The sequence below is a fragment of the Microbacterium sp. genome, from assembly GCF_040394595.1.
GTDB lineage: Bacteria > Actinomycetota > Actinomycetes > Actinomycetales > Microbacteriaceae > Microbacterium.
Genome location: NZ_JBEBSA010000023.1, coordinates 13,226 through 34,155, shown reverse-complemented (window position 1 = coordinate 34,155; position 20,930 = coordinate 13,226). Strand labels below are relative to the sequence as shown.

The following is a 20,930-nucleotide window of genomic DNA, read 5'->3' as shown; positions in this document are numbered from 1 at the left end:
CCGGGGTGTCGGTGCGGCCGGAGAACACGCCGTCGAACTTCTGCAGGAACTCGTCGTGCGCGAAGATCTGTGCGTAGGTGGTCGCGAGGCGGGGCAGCAGGCGACGCTGGTGCTTGCCGTAGTCGAGGAGCACCTTCTCCTGGCCGTCCGCGCCGTCGAACTGGCGGCGCTGGGTGCCGTAGGTGATCGCGATGTAGAGGCCGAGTGCGGAGGCCCAGGACGATGCACCGTCGAGGGAGACGCGTCCCTGCACGAGAGTCCCGAGCATCGTGAAGAACCGGCGACCCGGGCTGTCGATCGCGCTCGTGTAGGTCCCGTCGGCGGCGACGTCGCCGTAGCGGTTCAGCAGGTTGGTGCGCGGGATGCGCACGTGGTCGAAGCTGAGGCGGCCGTTGTCGATGCCGTTGAGCCCGCCCTTCAGACCGTCGTCCTCGCGCCCGATGCCGGGGAGGTCCACGCCGTCCTCGCCGCGCAGCGGCACGTAGAAGCAGTGCACGCCGTGGTTCACGCCGTCGGTGATCAGCTGTGCGAACACCGTGGCGGCGATGCCGTGCAGCGCCGCGTTGCCGAGGTACTCCTTCGTGGCCCCGCGGAACGGGGTGTCGATGACGAACTCCTCGGTCTCCGGGTCGTAGGTCGCCGTGGTGCCGACGGACGCCACGTCGGAGCCGTGTCCGATCTCGGTCATCGCGAAGGCGCCCGGGATCGAGAGGTCCATGATGCCCGGGAGCCACCTCTTGTGGTGCTCCGCAGTGCCGAGCTGCAGCACGGCCGAGCCGAAGAGGCCCCACTGCACGCCCGACTTGATCTGCAGGCTGGGATCCGCGGCGACGAGCTCCTCGAAGCCGGCGATGTTGGCGCCGTTGTTCTCCTCGCCGCCGAACTCCTTCGGGAACGCGCGGTGCACCGCGCGGTTCTCGACCAGCAGGTGCAGCTGGGTGAGCACGCGCTCACGGTGCGCGTCCTTGCCCAGCTGGTCGTCGCGCCAGAACGCGGGGTCCTTGATGAGCTCGCGGGCCTCGCGGCGAGTCTCGGCCCACGTGCCCATGAGCAGGTCGTTGACCCGCGCGATGTCGATGCGCGGGTCGTCACCCTTGGCTGGGTCGGTGGTGGAGCGGGGGGCGACGTCGACCATGGCGGTTCCTCTCGGACTTTTCAGGGACACCATGATGGTAGGTCTGCGACAACCCGAGACGAACTCGACTGTGGACTCTCACCAATCCGCGCCTCCCCCGCCCTCCACGGCGCTTGTCGCGACCCCACAGCCGCACGGTCGGCGGGCAGGGTCCGCGGTGCGATCAGGAGGTCGCGGCGATCACCTCGAGCACCGCGTCGCCATAGGCGTCCCGCTTCTTCGCACCGATGCCGGTGATCCCGTCGAGGTCGGCCAGCACCGCCGGACGATGCTCGGCGAGCGCGCGCAGCGTCGCGTCACCGAAGACGATGTAGGCGGGCACGCCCTGTTCGCGCGCGGTCTCGGCGCGCCACGCGCGCAGCGCCTCGAAGAGCGGCCGGTCGCCCGCGTCGAGGGCGTCCGAGGCCGAGGCCTTGCGCGCCCGCGACGGGGCGGTCCGCCCGATCGTGTCGCGGCGCAGCGGCACCGGCGTCTCACCCCGCAGCACCCCGGGCGCTGCTTCGCCCGGCGCGAGCGTCCCGTACTCGCCCTGCGCGACGAGCACGCCCCGGGCCAGCAGCTGCCGCACCACGCTGCGCCAGTCCTGCTCGGAGAGGTCCTGTCCGATTCCGTAGGTCGCGATCCGCTCGTGCCCGAACTTCCGGATCCGCTCGGTGGACGAGCCGCGCAGGATGTCGATGAGATGCCCGGCACCGAAGGCCTGATTGCGCTCGCGCGTGAGCCGCACGATGGTCGAGAGCAGCTTCTGCGCGGGGACGAGCCCGTCGTAGGTCTCCGGCGCCTCCAGGCAGGTGTCGCAGTTGCCGCACGGCTCGGAGGCCTGACCGAAGTAGCCGAGCAGGTTCTGCCGACGGCATCCGACCGTCTCGCACAGCGCGAGCATCGCGTCGAGATGCTGCCCCATCCTCATCTTGAACGTGCGGTCGCCGGGGCTCTGGTCGATCAGCCGCCGCTGCTGCACGACGTCACCGAGGCCGTAGGCCATCCATGCGATCGACGGCTCGCCGTCGCGTCCGGCGCGACCGGTCTCCTGGTAGTAGCCCTCGACCGACTTCGGCAGGTCGATGTGCGCCACGAAGCGCACGTCGGGCTTGTCGATGCCCATGCCGAACGCGATGGTGGCGACCATCACCACGCCCTCGTCGCGCAGGAACCTGGACTGATTCGCCGCACGCACCTCGGCGGGGAGGCCCGCGTGGTAGGGCAGGGCGTCGAAGCCCTGCGCCGCCAGGTGCTCGGCGGTCTGCTCGACGGACTTGCGGCTGAGCGCGTAGACGATGCCCGCGACCGGCCCGCTCTCGGCCATCGACCGGATGAACGCCACGAGCTGCTTGCGCGGATCGACCTTCGGAACGATGCGGTACTGGATGTTGGGGCGATCGAAGCTCGCGACGAAGTGCGCCGCCTCGGGCAGGTGCAGCCGCTCGGTGATCTCCTGGTGCGTCGCCCGGGTCGCCGTGGCTGTGAGCGCCATGCGGGGCACGCCGGGGAAGCGCTCGGCGAGATCGCCCAGGGCCAGATAGTCGGGACGGAAGTCGTGACCCCACTGCGACACGCAGTGCGCCTCGTCGATCGCGATCACGCTCAGCACCCCGCGCTGCAGCAGTCCGGTGGTCTGCGGGGAGGAGAGGCGCTCGGGGGCGACGTAGAGCAGATCGAGCTCTCCGGCGAGGTAGTCGCGCTCCACCCCGCGCCTCTCGTCCGGCGACTGCGTGGAGTTGAGGTAGGCGGCGCGCACGCCGTTGGCACGGAGCGCGTCGACCTGATCGTGCATGAGCGCGATCAGCGGGCTGATCACCAGGCCGGTGCCCTCGCGCACGAGGGCGGGCACCTGATAGGTGATCGACTTGCCGCCGCCGGTCGGCATCAGCACCACGGCGTCGCCGCCGCCGATCACCTGCTCGACGATCGCGGCCTGGTCGCCGCGGAAGGCGTCGTAGCCGAAGACCGTGCGGAGAGCCTCGGTCGCGCTCGCATATCGGCTCGGCGCAGCCCTGCCCGCCGCCGGGGCCGCGGGGATCTGAGCCGGGGTCATCGGCCCGCCACCCCAGTCGAGGGGCGGCTCGTACCCCTCGGGCGGGGGCTCGAAGTCCATCGGCTCGGGGGGCACCTCGTCCCACGGCTCGTCCGGGTACGGGATGTCCTCGTACGGGTCGCGTGGCATCCTCCCAGCGTAGCCGCGCCCGCCGACACCCCCTCCCGGCGCGCTCCTCCGGGTGCCTCGCCGTGGGCGGGCCGGAATGCCCGTCGCCGGGGATAGGTTGGAGCAACGGAAGAAGGAGGAGCCATGACCGACATCACCGTCACCCGCAACGACGAGGCCTCCCGCTACGAGATCCGCACCGGCGACACGCTCGCGGGCTTCGCCGAGTACGACCGCCGTCCTGGCGAGATCCGGTTCACGCACACCGAGGTGGATCCCGCGTTCCAGGGACAGGGCCTGGCCGGCCGGCTGGCCGCCGACGCCCTCGCGGACGCGGCGGCGTCCGGCGACACGATCGTGCCCTACTGCCCCTACATCGCGAAGTACCTCCGCACCCACGACGTCCCGGGTGCCGTGGTGCGCTTCCCGGAGCCCCGGGGATGATCGGCCCGCGGCGGCTCGTTCTCGAGCCGCGCGACGTGCCGCTCGGCGGCGTGCGCAACATGTCCGTGCTGCGCACCCTGCCGCACCGCAACCTGCCGACGATCGGCGCCTGGTGCTTCCTCGACCGCTTCGGCCCCGCCGAGACCCGGATGCGCGTCGAGCCGCATCCGCACATCGGCCTGCAGACGGTGACCTGGCCGCTGGTCGGCGAGATCCGGCACCGCGATACGGTCGGCAACGACGTGGACCTCCGCCGCGGGCAGCTGAACCTCATGACGGCGGGTGCGGGCATCGCTCACTCCGAGTACTCGATCGGCGACGAGGCCGTGCCGCTCGACGCCCTGCAGTTCTGGGTGGCGCTGCCCAGCTCGGCCAGGACGCCCGGGTTCGAGCAGCACACCGAGCTCCCGCAGGTCGTCCTCCCGGCGGAGGACGGCGAGGACGCGACCGCGACGGTCGTGCTCGGGCGCTTCGCAGGCGTCGAGTCCCCCGCCACGGTGCACACGCCCCTCGTCGGCGCCGAGCTGCGGATCCCGGCGGGCAGTCGCGTCGAGCTGCCGCTCACGGCCGCCTGGGAGCATGCGATCGTGCTCGTCGAGGGCGACGTCCGGGTGGCGGCGCACGAGATGGCCCGCAACGAGATGCTGTACCTGGGCGATTCCCGCGACACCGTCGAGGCGATGAGCGAGGAGGGCGCCCTGCTCTTCCTCCTCGGCGGCGAGCCCTTCGCCGAGGACCTGGTGATGTGGTGGAACTTCGCCGGGCGCTCGCACGAGGAGATCCTCGAGGCGCGAGCCGACTGGGAGGCCGGCTCCGCGCGCTTCGGTCATGTGCGCGGACACGGAGACGAGCGCATCCCCGCGCCCCCGGTGCCGCCCGTGCGCCTGATGCCCCGCACCCGCAGGCTCTGAGCACGAGCCGGAGCCGCGCACGACGGAGGGGCCGGGCGTCTCGGCGTCCGGGCCCCTCCGCTTCCTGCTACTTCGCGTCGACCGTGACGATCGTCTGCACCGCGGAGTCGCCGTACTGCACGACGCCGAGGTACTTCGAGCCGGCGGCCAGCCCCGTCCACGACAGGTCGAAGCTCGTCTGCTGACCACGCACCGCCGCGATCGGGTTCGGGCTCGCTGTGAGCGACCCGGTCCCGCCCGTCGCCGGCACGCTGGCGTAGGTCATGTCCCACGTCATCGGGTTCGGCACCGAGTAGATGTTCGCGACGACCAGGTACGTCCCCGCCTTCGGATGCGACAGCGTCACCCGCTCATCGGCCGAACCGGTCGCGGACTGCCACTTGTCGTAGTACCGGAGGTCGGTCGGCGACACCACCCGGTAGACGTACAGGTCGAGGTCGCTCCCGGCGTCGTCGGACGAGTCGAGGTCGAAGCGCGAGAGCGTGGTGCCCGCGGGCACATCGACCACCCACGAGACCTCCTTGTTGTCGTCGCCCGACTTCTGGTCGCCGCTGTGCCCGGCGACGGGGTTGGCCTCGTCGACCAGGAGCTTCATCGGCACCAGCCCCTGGGGCTTCAGCGGCAGTGCGCCGTCGACGCCCGGAGTGACCGTGATGGTGGTGGAACCCGAGACGCCGGAGCCCGAGGCCTCCGCCGGGGCGTCCGCCGTCACCGGGAACACCGCGAGGGGCGAGCGCACCGTGTTGTCCGCGCCCTTCCAGACCAGCGAGCCGGTCGCCCACTTCTCGACCGGCGCGGTGTCGTTGTCGAAGGTGACCGTGAAGGTCTTCGACTCTCCGGCCTTGGAGAAGCTCAGGGTCGATGGCGAGACGGTCACCCTGACACCGGGGATGGATGCCTGCGCGGTGTAGGTGCCGGCGGCGGTCGAGGTCACCGTGCGCGTGACGGTCTGCTCGCTCGCCATCGTGCCGATCGCGATCGACGGGATGTTGAGATCGCTGGCATCGATCGGCTCCACGCCGTCGAACGTGCCGGGGAGCACGCCGTTGACGTACTTCGCCCAGTCGTCCGCGCCGTTGAGGTACAGCAGGCCCGGCGAGAGATAGCGCTTCGCGTCGACCTGCCCCGCGCCCTGCTGGAACGGGTCGGTGTTCGGTGATCCGTCGGCGTTCACCGTGTCGTAGGCGGTGGTCATCATCGCCGACTTGATCTCCGCCGGCGTCGCGTTGGGATGCACGCCGAGGTACAGCGCGGCGAGACCGGCGATGTGCGGGGCGGCCATCGACGTGCCGGACAGGATCCCGAACGTGGGCTTGGCCTTGCGGGCGTTGTTCGTCGCCGCGAGGATCGCGACGCCGGGCGCCGCGACATCGGGCTTGATGACGTCCGACCCCGCCGCCTTCATCGGGCCACGGCTCGAGAAGCCGGCGATCTGCGGAACGGGCGTGGCCTTGCCTGTGGTGTTCGCCCCGATCAGCGTGACCGGTCGATCGGCGCCCCCGCGCACGTAGGCGAGCACCGCCGCGCGGTGGGCCGCGTTGAGGTGCACCGTCGGCACGGCGTGGAAGTCATTGTCGAGGGAGTCCGCTCCCCCGGGAACGTTCACCAGGATCATGCCGACGCCGCCTGCGGCCTTCACGACCTCGGACTTCTCCGCCCGAGCGTTGTTGCCGCGGTCGCAGACCACGATGTGACCCGAGACCTTTGCCGCATCGAGCGTGCCGGGCAGGCAGAGGTTCGCATCGGCGCCGATCGCCGCGTCTCCCGCGTAGATCGACGGGCCGGTGAGCTCCTTGCCGAAGGGCACGCTCACCGAGGACCCCGCTTCGAGGAAGCCGGGGAAGGAGACCGTCCCCTCCCAGGTCGGGATGGTCGACGCCGCCACCGTCGTGTACCACGGCGAGGCGTGGTCTGCGGTGACCGGGTCGGGGCCGTCGTTGCCGGCGCTGGCCGACACGAAGACGCCCGCGGCCGCGGCATTGAGGAACGCGATGTCGTCGGGTTCCAGGATGCCGGTGGCCGCGCCACCGCCGATCGAGTAGTTGATGACGTCGACGCCGTCCTTGACCGCGGTGTCGATCGCAGCGACGAGATCGCTCAGCGCGCAGATGTCGTCGGTCGTGATGCTCGGATCCGGCCCCTCGTAACAGGCCTTGTACATCGCGACCTTCGCCTTCGGAGCGACCCCGGTGATCGTGCCGAAGTCGACGCCCTCGACAGACGCCTTCACCCCGAAGTTGCCCGCTGCGGTGCTCGACGTGTGCGAGCCGTGGCCGGCCATGTCCCTCGGCGAGAGGTAGTCGTACTGGAAGTCGAAGCCCGAGGCGGCCGCACCGGACGAGAAGTACTGCGCCCCGATCAGCTTGGTGGAGTAGTCGTGCTTGTCCCACTCCTGGCCCTGCACGATGCGGCTCTTGAACTGACCGCCGTCGGACTTGTCGAAGTAGACGTAGCTGCCGTCGGTGTAGGGCTGCCCGTCGGACTTCTTGTTGTTCCTCTTCTTCAGCTGCTCACCGGCGAACGAGGGGTTCTCCGGTGCAATGCCGGTGTCCACCACGCCCACGACGACGCCTTCGCCGGCATGATCGACTCCGCCGATCCGATCCCACACCCCGCCGGAGCCGTTCTTGTCGGATCCGAGCCCGAGGAACTCGTTCGACGACACGGCCTGGGGGTGGCGGATCTCGTCGGCGTAGACGCCGAGCACGGCCTTCGACGAGCGGAGCTTGTCAACCTGCGCACCCGAGAGATCCGCGCTGAAGCCGTTGAGGGTCACCTGGTAGGTCTCGGACGGCGTCACCCCGGTGGACTTCGCGAGCTTGCGCTGCTCGTTCTCCAGGTGCGCGATGTACTTCTGCGAGTCCGCGGAGTTCGCGTCGAGCTGCGCGCCCTTCTTGGGCTTGGTCGCGCGGAGGCCTTTCTGGTCTCCCGTATAGGTGGCGAGGGGGTCGCCCTTCATGACCACGATGTAGTGCCCTGGGGATCCGTCGACCGGTGTGGGTGTCGTCACCTCCTTCCCCGTCGAGGCGATGCCTGCTGTAGCGGTGGATGCGATGAACAACACGGCAAGTGTGCCTGCCGCGGTCATCCGGAGAGGGGTCTTACCCATTTCTCGCTCCCGATGTTCGGTGCGGCCTCGTCGCCGCACATGGCTAAAAGCTAGACCCGCCCGCGAACGCCCCGCCACAGGTCCCGCGATATTCCGGAAGAGTGCGGGGACTGCTCGGTGCTTTTCCCCGACCGGTCCAGAGACCCGCCGCCGCCGCGCGCCGGTAGGCTGATCCGGTGGCGAAACGACCGGCATTGAGCACCCGGAGCCTGCTGGTGTGCGCGGCCATCGGGGTCGCGACCGGCATCATCGGAGGCATCGCCGGCCTGGTGACCGTGCCCGTCCTGGCCGGCCCGCTGTTCTTCCTGTACGGACTGGTGCTCGGCGTGCATGTGCTGCCGGGGATCATCGCGCAGGAGGTGCTCCGGCTGCCGATGGTCGCGCTGATGACCCATGTGGTCGCCGCCCTCATCTCCAGCGCGTTCAATCCGATGTGGGCGATGCGCTTCATCGGGACCGCCCTGCTGTTCGGCGCCATCCAGGAGGGCGTCGCCGCCCTCACCCGTTATCGTTCCTGGGGTGCCTGGCGCTTCTTCGTCTCCGCGGTCGTCATCGGCGCGGTCGTCGCGGTCGTGGTGTGGTTCGCCGTCGATCTGAGCACCTTCCCGTTCTGGGCGCAGATCTCCTACCTGACCATCTCCGTGCTGGGGCCGGTGCTGTGGACGGCGGTGGGTCTGGGCATCGGCGCCGCGCTGCGCCGGGCCGGGGTCGCCCCGCGCTGACCGACCTGGGAGATCAGGTGAGGCTCAGCTAAGTTAGAGACTGCCGGCCATCCGCCTGCGCCCGCCGATCGACCGAGGTTCCGCCGTGCGCCCATCCGCGCCTCTGCTCCGCGTGCGCGACCTCGCCATCACCCACCGCGAGGCCGCGCATCCGACGCCGCGGGACGTCTCCTTCGACGTGCACGCCGGAGAGGTGGTGCTGCTGCTCGGACCGAGCGGATCCGGCAAGTCCACGCTCACGCTCGCCCTCAACGGGCTGATCCCGCAGTCGGTCGACGCCGCCGTGTCCGGAGAGGTCGAGGTCGCCGGGCGTCGCACAACGGACACCCCCGTCGCGCAGCTGAGCGAGGACATCGCGATGGTGTTCCAGGATCCGGATGCCCAGCTCGTCACGGGCTCGGTGCTCGATGAGGTCGCGTTCGCGCTCGAGAACCAGCTGCTCCCCGTCGCCGAGGTGCTGGAGCGCGCCGAGACGGCGCTGCGACGGGTGGGCCTGTGGGATCGGAGGTCGTGGAACCCCGATCTGCTCTCCGGCGGAGGGCGCCAGCGGCTCGCGATCGCCTGCGCTCTCGCGATGGGCTCACGCGTGCTGGTGCTCGACGAGCCCACGGCGAACCTCGACCCGCAGGGCGCCGCCGACGTGCACGGGGCACTGGCCGATCTCGTGGCTGAGGGCGACCGCGCGGTGATCCTCGTGGAGCACGACGTCGAGGCGGCGCTCCCCTTCGCGACGAGGGCGATCGCCCTCGACCAGCAGGGCCGAACGGTGTTCGACGGCGCGCCGGGGGACCTCCCCGCCTCTGTCACCGCCCGGCGCGACACCTCGCCTGCGCGGATGCCCGACGGCGCGCCCGCCGAGTCCGCGATCACCGCACGCGACCTCGTCGTCACCCGCCGCGGGGACGAGCTCCTCCGCGTGGGGGCCCTCGACGTGCCCGCGGGGTCGTTCACGGCGATCGTGGGCGCCAACGGCGCGGGCAAGACCACCCTCCTGCAGGCCCTCACGGGCGTCGCACCGCCGCCCCGCGGCACCGTGCGGATCGCCGGCCTGGACGCCGGTGCGGCGTCGCCCGCGCAGCTCGCGGGCCGCGTGGGCTACGTGTTCCAGAACCCCGAGCATCAGTTCATCGCGCACACCGTGCACGACGAGCTCGCCCACGGGCTGCGGCTGCAGCGCGTCCCCTCCGAGGAGATCGACCGCCGCGTGGCCGAGGTGCTCGACCGGTTCGACCTGGCGCACAAGGCGGACACGCATCCGTTCCTGCTCTCCGGCGGCGAGAAGCGGCGCCTCTCGGTCGGCACGGCCCTGATCGCCCGCCCGCAGGTCATCGCCCTCGACGAGCCCACCTTCGGGCAGGACCCGGCCAGGGCCGCCGAGCTGCTGACACTGCTGCGCGAGCTGCAGGGCGAGGGGACGACCGTGGTCGTCGTGACGCACGACCTGGGACTGGTCGCCGCGCATGCGACGCACCTCGCCGTGCTGGAGGAGGGCGCGCTGCGCGCCTTCGGCCCGGCCGAGGACCTGCTCTCCGACCCCGTGTTGCTGACGGACGCCGGGCTGCGACCCTCCGCCTCCGGCGAGGGGTCACGCACGGCGGAGCGCGCCGGCGCCGCGCAGAGCGCCCTCCGCACGAGCACGGCGCCGACGGCGGTCGACCCCTACGCCGAGGCGCCCGTCCCGGCGCGGTTCTGGCTGCACCACATCAACCCGCTCGGGAAGCTGCTCGCCGTGCTGCCCGCGATGATCCTGCTGCTGTTCACCCGCGACATCGCGACGCCCGCCGCCTTCCTCGTGCTGTCCTACGCGCTGGTGCTCAGCGGCGCCCGGCTCACCCGGCGGGCGCTCCTGCTGCTCTTCGCGGGGGTGCCCGTAGGCATCGCGGTGATCGGCCTGAGCTTCTCGGCGTGGGTCGCCCCCGCGCTCGTCGACCACACCGCCGCGGTGCTGCGGATGGGCGACTGGACGCTGTACGCCGGAGCACTCGCCACGGGCTTCGCGACCGCGCTGCGGCTCGCCGCGATCCTGGGCCTCGCGCTGGTGGGCGGGCTCACGACCACCGGACCCGATCTGGTGCGGTCGAGCGTCCAGCATCTGCACGTCCCGTACCGGGTGGGCTACACGGCTCTCGCCGCCTACCGGTTCGTGCCGCGGTTCGGCCATGAGCTCGCGGTGATCCGGGCCGCCCACCGGGTGCGCGGCCACCATGGCGGCCGCGGGCCGTTCGCGCGCCTCGCGCGGGGCTGGGGCTACATCGTGCCGCTGCTCGCCGGGGGCATCCGTCATGCCGAACGGGTGGCGCTGGCGATGGACGCCCGCGCCTTCGGCGCGCATCCCACCCGCACCGAGCGGCACCGGGTGCCGTTGCGCGCACGCGACGCGTTCTTCACCGCCGGGTTGCTCCTCGCGACCGCGGCGATCCTGATCCCGCTCTTCCCCTGGCAGCCGTCCTGACGGGACGCGCCTCAGACCTCGAGCTGCGCCACGGCGCGGACCGCGCGCGCAGCCTCGGCGCCCTTCTTCACGAAGTGGTCCCGGAAGAAGCCGATGTGCTCCTCGGTGGGCTGGAAGTGGTGCGGCGTGAGGCTCACCGAGAACGTCGGCACATCGGTCTCGAACTGTGCGCGCATCAGCCCGTCGACGACGGCCTGGGCGACGAAGTCGTGACGGTAGATCCCGCCGTCGACCACGAGCGCAGCGGCGACGATCGCCTGGAAGCGCCCGGATGCCCCGAGCCTGCGGGCCTGGAGCGGCATCTCGTAGGCCCCGGGCACGTCGACCACCGTGATCTCGTGCGCCACTCCGGATGCCTCCATGTCGGCACGGAAGCCCTCCAGCGCGCGGTCGACGATGTCGGCGTGCCACCCGGCCTTGATGAATGCGATCGACAGAGTTGTGCTCATCCCCTCATCCTCCCACCGGTGGACACGCCCCGCGTTCCGGCCGGAGCGCGGAAAGGCATCCCCCAGGGCTCCAGGGGATGCCTTTCCGCGCTCTCAGCGGACCTCCGGCCCGCCCGTGGCTACTTCTTCAACCTGTTGATCGCGTCGACGGCGCTCTTCGCGGCCTCCTTCGGATCGGCCTGACCGGCGATCACCGAACTCCAGGCCTGGCCGACGGCGGTGCGCATCTCGGTCAGCTCCGTCCCGAAACCGGGGAGCAGATACGGCTGACCGTGCTCCAGCGCCTTCTTGAACTGCGCGTAGATCGGGTCCTGCATCCCGGGGGTGTCGGCGAGATCCTTCCGCAGCGGCATGCTGCCCGCCTCCAGGGCGGCCAGCTCGCCCTCCTTGCTGAGGAAGAGCGACGCGATCGCGTCGAAGGCCGTCTTCTTGTCCTTCGTGAACGCCCCCATGTGCACGTTGTCCCCGAGCAGGTACACCTGCGCCGTGTGGGTGGCATCGGGCACCGGGATCGCGCCGTAGGCGAACTTCGCCGCGGTCTTGGCGTTGCCGTACTGCCAGTTGCCCCCGAGCACGAAGGCCACTCCGCCGGCCGTGAACTTCTGGAAGGCCACGTCTCCGGTCCAGGTCGCCGCGTCGCGGGGGATGTATCCCTTCTGCGACCATTCGGCGATCTTCGAGAACGACTGTCCGAGCGCTCCCGCGTCGGGCTTGGAGTAGTCGAAGCCGTACGCGGTGATGAACGAGAACGACGAGCCGTCCTGGTTGCCCTGCCCCGGAAGCGCGAGGCCGACGTACTTCGTGCCGATCTTCGCCAGCGCTGCGCCGAGCTCGTCCATCGTGGACGGAGGCGCGATGCCGAGCTCGTCGAGGATGTCCTTGTTGTACCAGAGTGCGAAGGTGTTCGCGAAGCCCTGCACACCGTAGACCTTGCCGTCGACGCGGATGACCGCGCTGTCGGGGATCTGGTCCTTGTCCTTGAAGGCCTCGAACTCCGAGGTGAAGTCCGCGACCGCACCTGCTTCGACGAGCTGCAGCAGGTCGGATCCGCCCTGCACGAAGACGTCCGGCCCCTCCTTGCTCCCCGCGGAGGCGATGACCTTCTGGGTCAGCTGGTCGGACGGCACGAAGACGGCGTCGAGCGTCTTGCCGGTGTCCTTGGCGTAGATGTCCTTCAGGTCGGCCGTGAACTTCTTGGTCGCCGGGATGCCCTGCGCGTAGTAGTGCCAGAAGGTGACGTCGCCGCCGCCGTCGCCTGACGGGCCTCCGCTGCTGCCGCAGCCGGACAGCGCCAGCGCCGCGGCGACGGCGATGGTGAGGACGCCCGCGACTCTGCGGCGCCCCTCGGTGAATCGGTACATGCTCTGCTCCGGGTATCTGTGGGTAGGTGGTTGGGGGTGGTGCGGACGGGTCAGCGGACGCTGCCCATCGTGATCCCGCCGATCAGCATCCGCTGACCGAACAGGAAGATCAGGACCGTGGGGATGGAGACGAACACCGACACGGCCATCAGACCCGGCCAGTTGATGCCGTAGGTGGACACCTGCTGGGCGAGCAGCGCGCTCACCGGGTACTGGTTCGGGTCGGTGAGGAACGTGATCGCGAACAGGAACTCGCCCCACGCCCCGATGAAGGCGAGCGTGCCGACCGTGGCGATCCCGTTGCGGCAGATCGGCAGCACGATGAGGAAGAAGCGCTGCATCCGCCCCGCGCCGTCGATCGCCGCGGCCTCCTCGATCGCCACCGGCACCGCGCTGAAGAAGGGACGCAGCAGCAGCACCGCGAAGGGCAGCGTCGCCGCGGCGCTGGCGATCGCGACGCCCAGGAAGGTCCCGGTGAGATGCGACTGGGCCAGCAGCCGGTACAGCGGGATCAGGCTCGACGTCGACGGCACCATCTGCAGGACCATGAGCAGGCCGAGGCCGATCGAGACGACGGCGCCGTTGGCGCGCGCGAGGCCGTAGGCGGTCGGGATGCCGATGAGCAGCACGATGGCCGTGGTGAGCACCGCGATGATCACCGAGTTCAGCGCGGAGTTCACGAACCCGCCGTTCCAGACGTCGATGTACGCCTGGAGTGTGGGGACGAAGAACAGCGACGCCGAGTCGGCGAACACGTCATCGAGGCTCTTGAGCGACGTGGTCACCAGCCAGTAGAGCGGGAGGGCGTAGAGCAGGAGCAGCAGCACGCTGCCGATCACGGTCGCCGGCGTCGACCGGTTCCCGCGGATCCCCGCACGACCGCGGCTCACGACTCCGCCTCCTTCCGGTTCATCCGGATGTAGGCGAGACCGAACACCAGCACGATCGCGAGCGCGAGGGTCGCGGTGAAGGCGCCCTGCCCGAACTGGAAGAACGTGAACGCTTGCTGGTAGGCGAGGAACGGCAGGGTGGTCGTCGCCTTGCCCGGCCCGCCGCTGGTCATCACGAAGATCAGGTCGAACGACCGGAAGGCGTTGATGGTGACCAGCACGGCGAGGATCGCGACGACCGGACGCAGGAGGGGGAGCACCACGAAGCGCGTGAGCTTCCACCCGCTGGCCCCGTCGAGGGAGGCGGCCTCGAGCAGCTCGTCGGGGATGTCGAGCAGCGCGGCGCGCAGGACGAGGGCGCAGAAGGGCACCACCATCCAGGCGTTCACGAGCGCGAGCACGACGAGCGCGAGGCCGTTCTGGGAGAGCCACGGCACGGGGCGTTCGACGAGGTGCACCGCGAGCAGCATGCTGTTGATCGGACCGCCCGACTCGAGCATGAACTTCCAGAGGTTTCCGACCACGACGCTCGGCAGGGTCCAGACGAACACCATGAACCCGAGCGTGATCGACGACAGCAGGGTGCGCGGACGGATCGCGAGCGCGGCCAGGAAGCCGCCGGCCATTCCGACGACCAGCACGATCGCGACGAGCACGAGCGTCTGCACGACGACGCTGCCGAACGTCGGATCGGCGAGGACCTTCTGCGCGTTCTCGAATCCGCTCCACGGGCGCTCGCCGAGGATGTTGCCCGCGGTCACCTGGGAGAAGGCCATCCGCACCAGATCGATCAGCGGGTAGAGCGAGAGCACCGCGAGGTAGACGGCGCCCGGGATGAGGAACAGCAGGGAGCGACGGCCGAACAGCCCTGCCCTCCGCCGCCGGCCCGCCCCTGCGCTCGTCCCGCCGAGGGTGGCGACGACGGTCACCATCGTTCCACCGCCACGCGCTCACGGCGGCCCCGCGATGCGACGGCGGCCTTGAGGATGGCGATCGTGTGCGCGTTGTCCGCAGCCGGCGAGGTCGCCGCTCCCCGTCCTTCTACCGCGTCGAGGAAGGCGCGCAGCACTCCGGCGCGTTCGAACAGCGGCAGCGCGGGAACGTCGACCCGCTGCTCCTCGCCGCCGCGGGGCTGGAACGCGACGAGGTGCGGGTCGGGCTCCCCGCCGTCGGTGCGTGAGCCGCCCCAGACGATGCGCCCTCCGTCGCCCGCGACCTCCCAGCATCCGGTCCAGGGCGTCGCAGGGGCGACGCCGGCGCTCGTGAGCGAGTAGTCGACCACGTCTCCGCCGTCGAAGTCCACCACGATGCGCAGCCCCGATCCGTCGTCGCCGATCCCGATCGGGAGCACCGTGATCGCGGTCGCCTCCTGCGCGAGCAGGTACCGCATGAGGTCGAAGTGGTGCACGGCGAGCTCGATGAGCGGATCGCTCGCCCGCACGCCGTCGTGCTCGCGGTGCCAGGTGAGCGAGATGCGGCGACGCCGGCCGGCCGTTCCCTCGGCGAGCATCCGGCGCAGCACCGGGGCGCCCGGGAAGAGCCGGTAGTTCTGGTCGACCCCGAGCACGAGCCCCTTCTCCGCGGCGAGCGCGGCGAGCTCGCGCGCCGTGCCCGATCGGTAGGTGAACGGCTTCTCGACGAGGGTGTGCAGGCCGTGCGACAGCGTCTCGCGCACGACGGCCTCATGGGCGGGGATCGCGACCGGCGCGATCGCGGCCCGCGCATCCGTGGCGGCGACCGCGGCGGCGACCGAGGGGAAGACCGACTCCGCGGACACGCCGGTCTCGGCGACGAACGACGCACGGGCGCCTTCGTCGGGGTCGACCCATCCCACCACTTCGGCATCGGGGAGCTGGGGAAGGATCGTGGCGGCCCAGTCGCGGCCCCACGGACCGAGTCCGATCTGGATGAGCGCGGTCATGCCGTCACCCCGCCCTTCCACCAGTGCATCGGCCATTCGCCCTCACGCCGCGGCGGGGGGACGGGAGCCCCCGGTACGGGCAGGTCCGCCGCCCACCGGGTCGCGTTGCGCAGCAGGCGCCGGATCTCGGGCTGCCGGTACACCGGCGACTCCTCGTGCCCCGGCGCGATGAACACGACGCGGCCGGCGCCGCGCCTCCAGGTCGCGACGCTGCGCAGCACCTCGCCGCCGGCGTAGGAGGTGAGGTACACCAGCTCGTCCGGCACGGGGATGTCGAGGGGCTCCCCGTACATCTCCCCCTCGGGCACCGCGATCGGATGCGGGAGGCCGTGGGTGATCGGATGCGACGGGGCGACGGCCCACATGAGCTCCGCGTCTCCGTGGCGCCATCCGGTGCCGCGGCAGGTCGTGCCGAGCACGCGGCGCGCGACCTTCGATCCGATGGCGGAGTGCAGGATCAGCAGTCCCATGCCCTCCTCGACGCGGCGGGCCACGCGCTCGACGATCTCGTCGTCGACCTCGTCATCCTTCAGGTGCGACCACCAGAGCAGCACGTCCGTGTCGTCGAGCACGCTCTGCGGCAGTCCGTGCTCCGGGTCCTGCTGCAGTGCGATCCGCACCTCGAGTCCTGCGGAGTCGTCCTCCTGCAGCGCCTCGGCGAGGACCGTGTGGATCCCGTCGGGGTAGTGCACGGAGACGCTCAGGTAGACGAGCTCCTCGTAGTACTCGTTCCAGATGGTGACGTTCATGGGTTGCCTCGTTGCTCCTCGTCATCGGTGACACCGGCGATGCTATACAAACGAAACGAGTTATGCAATAGTTTTCAAAACAACAACATAAATACCCGGATCAGGAACGAGCACGATGTCAGAACAGACAGCGCCGCGGATCGACGGCGCCGGATCCGTCGTCCACCTCACGGCCGGCGGAGTGAGCCTCGTGCTCGACGCGAGCGGGCCCGGGCTGCCCTCCGTGGTGCATTGGGGGGCCGCGCTGGCCCACGGCGTCGACGAATCGACGGCACTGCTCGCGGCGCCCCGGATCGACAACCTCATCGACGAGCCGGTGGGTTTCTCCCTCGTGCCGGAGGCCTACACGGGGTGGTTCGGCGCGCCGGGTCTGCAGGGCGTGCGCGACGACCGCACGGGGTGGAGCACCCGCTTCGCGCTCCGTTCCCTCACCCGGCAGGACGGGGGCGTGCGGATCGCCGCGCACGACCAGGACGCGGCCCTGTCGATGCTGCTGACGATCGACCTCACCGAGAGCGGCGTGATCCGACTCGACGCCGAGCTGCGCAACGACGGCGACGGCGACTATCTGCTGACCGAGTTCGCCCCCGGGTTGACGCTGCCCGCCGCCGCGACCGAGGTGCACGACCTCACCGGCCGCTGGTCGCTCGAGCGCGTCCCGCAGCGACACGCCTTCACCGTCGGCCGGCATCGCCGGGAGACGCGCCGCGGACGCACCGGCGCGGAGACGCCCCTCGTGCTGCTCGTCGGCGAGCAGGGGCACGGCTTCGCCGCCGGACAGGTCTGGGGCGTGCACCTGGGCTGGAGCGGGAACGGCGCCTACACCGCCGAGCGCACGCCCGAGGGGCATCGCCGCCTCTCCGCCGCGGAGCTGCTCACCGAGGGCGAGGCGGTCCTCGCACCGGGGGACGTGTACTCCGCACCGTCGCAGTTCTTCTCGTGGGGGTACGGGCTCGACGAGCTCTCCGCCCGCTACCACCGGTTCGTCCGCGCCAGGGAGGAGCACGTGGCCGCCCCTCGCCCGATCACCCTGAACGTGTGGGAGGCGGTGTACTTCGAGCAGTCCCTCGACAAGCTGGTCGCCCTCGCCGACGTCGCCGCGGAGATCGGCGTCGAGCGGTTCGTCCTCGACGACGGCTGGTTCGGCGGGCGACGCGACTCCACCCGCGGACTCGGCGACTGGTTCGTGAGCCCGGAGGTGTGGCCGCGCGGACTCACCCCGCTCGTCGAGCACGTGCGACGCCTCGGGATGCAGTTCGGCATCTGGGTGGAGCCGGAGATGGTCAACCCCGACTCGGACGTCGCGCGCGAGCATCCGGAGTGGATCCTGCGCGCCGGACCGGGCCTCCCGCCCGAGTCGCGCCACCAGCAGGCCCTGGACCTCGCCGATCCCGGCTGCTTCGACTACGTGCGCGGATGCCTGGTCGACCTCATCTCCGGGAACGACGTCTCCTACCTGAAGTGGGACCACAACCGCGACCTCATCGAGGCCGGCGACGGTGCCGGGCGCCCGGCCGTGCACGCGCAGACGCGGGCGGCGTACCGCCTGATGTCCGAGCTGAAGGCCGTGTTCCCCGGGCTCGAGATCGAGTCGTGCTCCTCCGGTGGCGCGCGCGTCGACCTCGGCGTCCTCGCCCACGCCGACCGAGTCTGGGCCTCCGACACGATCGACCCCCTCGAACGTCAGGGCATCCAGCGGTGGACCTCTCTCCTCCTCCCGCCGGAGCTCGTCGGCAGTCACATCGGCGACGAGCGCTCGCACACCACCGGCCGCGTGCACACACAGGCGTTCCGCGCGATCACCACGGTGTTCTCGCATGCCGGCCTGGAGCTGGACCTCACGCGGATCGACGCCCCCGGGCGCGAGAGCCTCGCCGGCTGGATCACGATCCTGAAGGACGTGCGCGCGCTCATCGCGCGGGGCCGCCTGGTGCGCCGCGAGCTCGCGGACGGCGCGCTGTGGGTGACCGGCTCGGTCGACGACGACGCGGTCTTCACGGTCGCCTGCCTGCGACGTGCGCTCGAGGCGCCGGGCGGGCGGATCCCGCTCCCCGGCCTCGATCCGGCGGCGCGCTACCGGATCGAGGTGCAGGGCGCACGGCCCGAGATCCGCGGCGACGAGGTCTCCTGGTGGCGCGAGGGCGTCATCGCGACCGGGGAGGCCCTCGGCGTGATCGGTCTGCCCTTCCCCCAGATCCAGCCCGAGCAGGCCGTGCTGCTGCGCGCGACCCGGCTGCCATGATCGGCGGACGGCGCGGCGTGATCATCCTGCTCGGCGTGCTGCAGACGCTCGGCACGATGACGGTCGACCTCTACCTCCCCGCCTTCCCCCTGATCGCCGCCGAGCTGAGGGCATCGGACTTCGACCTGCAGGCCACCTTCAGCGCCGCGATGGTCGGCATGCTGTGCGGCGCCCTTCTCGGAGGCGCGCTCAGCGACCGGGTCGGACGGCGTCCCGTGCTCCTCGTGTCGACCGCGCTGCACGCCGCCGGCTCGATCGTCTGCGCGCTGTCCTGGACGGTGCCGGTCCTCGTGGCGGGACGTTTCGTGCAGGGAGTCACCGCGGCGGCGATCTCCGCAGCGATCCTCGCCTGCGTGCGTGACCTCTACTCCGGGGCCCGGATGCTGCGCACCCTCGCGGCGATGGCCGTCATCAGCGGCATCGCGATCGCCGCCGGCCCCTCCATCGGCGCCGCGATGCTGCGGATCATGGACTGGCACCTGGTCTTCGCCACCCTCGCCGCCTACGCCCTCGTGCTGCTGCTCGCCGGGATGGTCGTGCTCCCCGAGACGCACGCCGCGCATCTGCGCCGCGGGGCGACAGCGCTCCAGGCGGCCCGCCGTCTCGCCGGGGACCGCGTGTTCATCGGCCTGGCGCTGACCGGCGGGTTCATCTGGGCGGCGCAGTACGCCTATCTGGCCTCGTCGTCGCTGATCTTCCAGCAGCACTTCGGGCTCTCCGAGTCCGGCTACGGCGTGGTGTTCGCGGCGCACGCGCTGTGCATGCTGCTGGGCACCCAGCTGGGAGCCCTCGCCGCACGGCGCGTGCGCCCGATCCGCGTGCTCGCCGTCTGCTGCGGCGGGGTCGCCGTGCTCACCGCGGCACTGGCTCTCGCCTCGGCGGCCGGCGCGGGGCTCGTGCCGACCACGATCCTGCTGTGCTCCTTCACCGGGATGCTGGGCGCCATCAACCCGAGCCTGCAGAGCCTCGCCCTCGCGGGGCACGGCCCGATCGCCGGGTCGGCGGCCTCGCTGCTCAGCTCGCTCTCGCTGCTCTTCGGTGCCGCCTCCTCGGTGATCCCCTCGCTGTTCGGCGGCGGGACGCCCGTTGCCGTGACGGGGGTGATGGCGGCCTGCGGAATCCTCGGCGCGGCCTGCCTGCTCGTGGTCGTCGCGCCCGCGGGACGCGGAATGCCGTCAGAATGGTCAACGGAATGAGGTGCCGATGACACAGCCGATCGACGCGTACCCGGCACGGGCCCGCACTCCGCTGCGCAGCAGCAACCTGCAGCTCACCCTCCGCGCCTTCCTCGACGGCGGGACGTTCACCGTCAGCGAGGTCGCGCACCGCACCGGGCTGTCCCGCCCGACCGCGCAGCTCGCGGTGCAGGAGCTCGCCTCCGCAGGGTGGCTGAGCACGGTCGACGCGACCGGCGAGGGCGGCGCCCGCACCGGTCGCCCCGCGAACGCCTATCAGCTGCGCCCGGAGTCGGGGCACGTGCTGGGCATCGACATGGGCGCACACAAGGCGCTGGTCCTCGTGTCCGATCTCGCGGGCAACATCGTCGCCGAGAAGCGCTGCGAGGTGCAGCCCAGCTGGACCTTCCAGCGCCGGCTCACCCAGCTCGACGAGACCGTCGAAGCGGCACTGCAGGACGTGGGGCTGACCCCCGACGACATCGAGAGCGTCGCCATCGCGACCCCCGGCGTCGTCGACCACGACAGCCGCGTGACATACGCGCCGGCGATCCCCGAATGGGAGGGGATCGACATGCGCACGCACATGCGCGAGGTGTTCGGCCTCGACGCGCACGTCTACAACGACATGCAGCTCGCCGCCGTGGCGGAGCACTGGTGCGGTGCGGGCCGCGAGGCCAGCGACGTCGTCTACGTGCACGTCGGGCGCCGCATCGGCACCGGCCTGCTCATCGGCGGGAAGCCGCATCGTGGACGCGACGGGGCCGCCGGAGAGATCGGTCTCTGGCGGGCACTGCCCTGGGAGGGGGCCTTCGACGAGCTCGTCGGCGAGGACTCCGCCGACGCCCTGAGCGAGGCGGGACAGGGCGACGCCGTGCAGCGCCTCTTCGAGCGGGCGAAGCTCGGCGATGCCGCCGCCGCGGAGCGGATCGACCAGTTCACCCGGAGGCTCGTGACCGGCATCGCGCCGGTGATCGTCACCATCAACCCCGAGCTGGTGATCATCGGAGGCGGCATCAGCGCGGCGGGCGAGGCGATCCGCCAGCCGATCGACCGCCGGATGCCCGGCGAGACGGCGTTCCCGCCGCGGGTGGTCTGCTCCCTGCTCGGCGACAGGTCGTCTGCGATCGGTGCGATGCGCATGGCGTTGAACCGCGCCGAGGAGGCGCTGTTCGACTCGATCGACACCCGCACCTCCCGCTGACCCCGCCTCCCTTTCCCTACGGA

Annotated in this window: 16 protein-coding genes; 7 read left to right on the top strand and 9 right to left on the bottom strand. The window is 71.1% G+C overall.

Going from position 1 to position 20,930, the window contains the following annotated elements:
* Positions 1–1,135: acyl-CoA dehydrogenase family protein (locus tag ABWO84_RS14990; RefSeq protein ID WP_353115977.1), on the bottom strand; the 1,135-nt coding region annotated here is incomplete at its 3' end.
* A gap of 163 nt (positions 1,136–1,298) precedes the next feature.
* Positions 1,299–3,299, bottom strand: a complete 2,001-nt coding sequence (gene recQ, locus ABWO84_RS14985) for a DNA helicase RecQ (protein ID WP_353115975.1) — start codon at positions 3,297–3,299, stop codon at positions 1,299–1,301.
* A gap of 123 nt (positions 3,300–3,422) precedes the next feature.
* On the opposite strand from recQ, the gene ABWO84_RS14980 reads away from it, so the two are divergent.
* Positions 3,423–3,722: a GNAT family N-acetyltransferase gene (locus ABWO84_RS14980; RefSeq protein WP_353115973.1), complete on the top strand. Its 300-nt coding sequence runs from the start codon at positions 3,423–3,425 to the stop codon at positions 3,720–3,722.
* A complete protein-coding gene (locus tag ABWO84_RS14975) occupies positions 3,719–4,633 on the top strand; it encodes a pirin family protein (RefSeq protein WP_353115971.1) in 915 nt (304 codons plus the stop codon). The genes ABWO84_RS14980 and ABWO84_RS14975 overlap by 4 nt, the downstream gene beginning before the upstream one ends.
* Before the next feature lie 67 nt (positions 4,634–4,700).
* Here the strand turns inward: ABWO84_RS14975 and ABWO84_RS14970 are convergent, their stop codons facing one another.
* Complete coding sequence (locus tag ABWO84_RS14970) at positions 4,701–7,643, bottom strand: S8 family serine peptidase (protein ID WP_353115969.1); 2,943 nt, start codon at positions 7,641–7,643, stop codon at positions 4,701–4,703.
* Between the two features lie 275 nt (positions 7,644–7,918).
* Here ABWO84_RS14970 and ABWO84_RS14965 point away from each other — a divergent pair, with 275 nt between their 5' ends.
* The gene (locus ABWO84_RS14965; protein ID WP_353115967.1) at positions 7,919–8,464 is read left to right on the top strand and encodes an ECF transporter S component; all 546 of its coding nucleotides are present in this window, start codon (positions 7,919–7,921) and stop codon (positions 8,462–8,464) included.
* 85 nt (positions 8,465–8,549) lie between these two features.
* Positions 8,550–10,916, top strand: a complete 2,367-nt coding sequence (locus tag ABWO84_RS14960; RefSeq protein ID WP_353115965.1) for an energy-coupling factor transporter ATPase — start codon at positions 8,550–8,552, stop codon at positions 10,914–10,916.
* 11 nt (positions 10,917–10,927) lie between these two features.
* On the opposite strand, the gene ABWO84_RS14955 is transcribed toward ABWO84_RS14960, so the two are convergent.
* From ABWO84_RS14955 to ABWO84_RS14930, 6 genes are all read right to left on the bottom strand, one after another.
* Positions 10,928–11,365: a 6,7-dimethyl-8-ribityllumazine synthase gene (locus ABWO84_RS14955; RefSeq protein ID WP_353115964.1), complete on the bottom strand. Its 438-nt coding sequence runs from the start codon at positions 11,363–11,365 to the stop codon at positions 10,928–10,930.
* A gap of 119 nt (positions 11,366–11,484) precedes the next feature.
* Positions 11,485–12,726, bottom strand: a complete 1,242-nt coding sequence (locus ABWO84_RS14950) for a sugar ABC transporter substrate-binding protein (RefSeq protein ID WP_353115963.1) — start codon at positions 12,724–12,726, stop codon at positions 11,485–11,487.
* A gap of 50 nt (positions 12,727–12,776) precedes the next feature.
* Complete coding sequence (locus tag ABWO84_RS14945; RefSeq protein ID WP_353115962.1) at positions 12,777–13,616, bottom strand: carbohydrate ABC transporter permease; 840 nt, start codon at positions 13,614–13,616, stop codon at positions 12,777–12,779.
* A complete protein-coding gene (locus ABWO84_RS14940) occupies positions 13,613–14,545 on the bottom strand; it encodes a carbohydrate ABC transporter permease (protein WP_353115961.1) in 933 nt (310 codons plus the stop codon). Before ABWO84_RS14940 ends, ABWO84_RS14945 begins: the two co-directional genes overlap by 4 nt.
* Entirely contained in the window at positions 14,542–15,537 is a 996-nt protein-coding gene (locus ABWO84_RS14935; protein ID WP_353115960.1) for a Gfo/Idh/MocA family protein, read from the bottom strand. Before ABWO84_RS14935 ends, ABWO84_RS14940 begins: the two co-directional genes overlap by 4 nt.
* Positions 15,534–16,286, bottom strand: coding sequence for a ThuA domain-containing protein (locus tag ABWO84_RS14930; RefSeq protein WP_353115959.1), 753 nt, complete (start codon positions 16,284–16,286; stop codon positions 15,534–15,536). The genes ABWO84_RS14935 and ABWO84_RS14930 overlap by 4 nt, the downstream gene beginning before the upstream one ends.
* A 115-nt stretch (positions 16,287–16,401) precedes the next feature.
* Here ABWO84_RS14930 and ABWO84_RS14925 point away from each other — a divergent pair, with 115 nt between their 5' ends.
* Genes ABWO84_RS14925 through ABWO84_RS14915 form a run of 3 tightly spaced genes read left to right on the top strand, consistent with a single transcriptional unit; the run spans position 16,402 to position 20,907 of the window.
* Complete coding sequence (locus ABWO84_RS14925; RefSeq protein WP_353115957.1) at positions 16,402–18,528, top strand: alpha-galactosidase; 2,127 nt, start codon at positions 16,402–16,404, stop codon at positions 18,526–18,528.
* On the top strand, positions 18,525–19,724 hold the full coding sequence (locus ABWO84_RS14920) for a Bcr/CflA family efflux MFS transporter (RefSeq protein WP_353115955.1): 1,200 nt from the start codon (positions 18,525–18,527) through the stop codon (positions 19,722–19,724). Before ABWO84_RS14925 ends, ABWO84_RS14920 begins: the two co-directional genes overlap by 4 nt.
* A 7-nt stretch (positions 19,725–19,731) precedes the next feature.
* Positions 19,732–20,907 (top strand): ROK family transcriptional regulator, encoded by a 1,176-nt coding sequence (locus ABWO84_RS14915; protein ID WP_353115953.1) that lies wholly within the window; start codon positions 19,732–19,734, stop codon positions 20,905–20,907.
* Positions 20,908–20,930 lie beyond the last annotated feature (23 nt).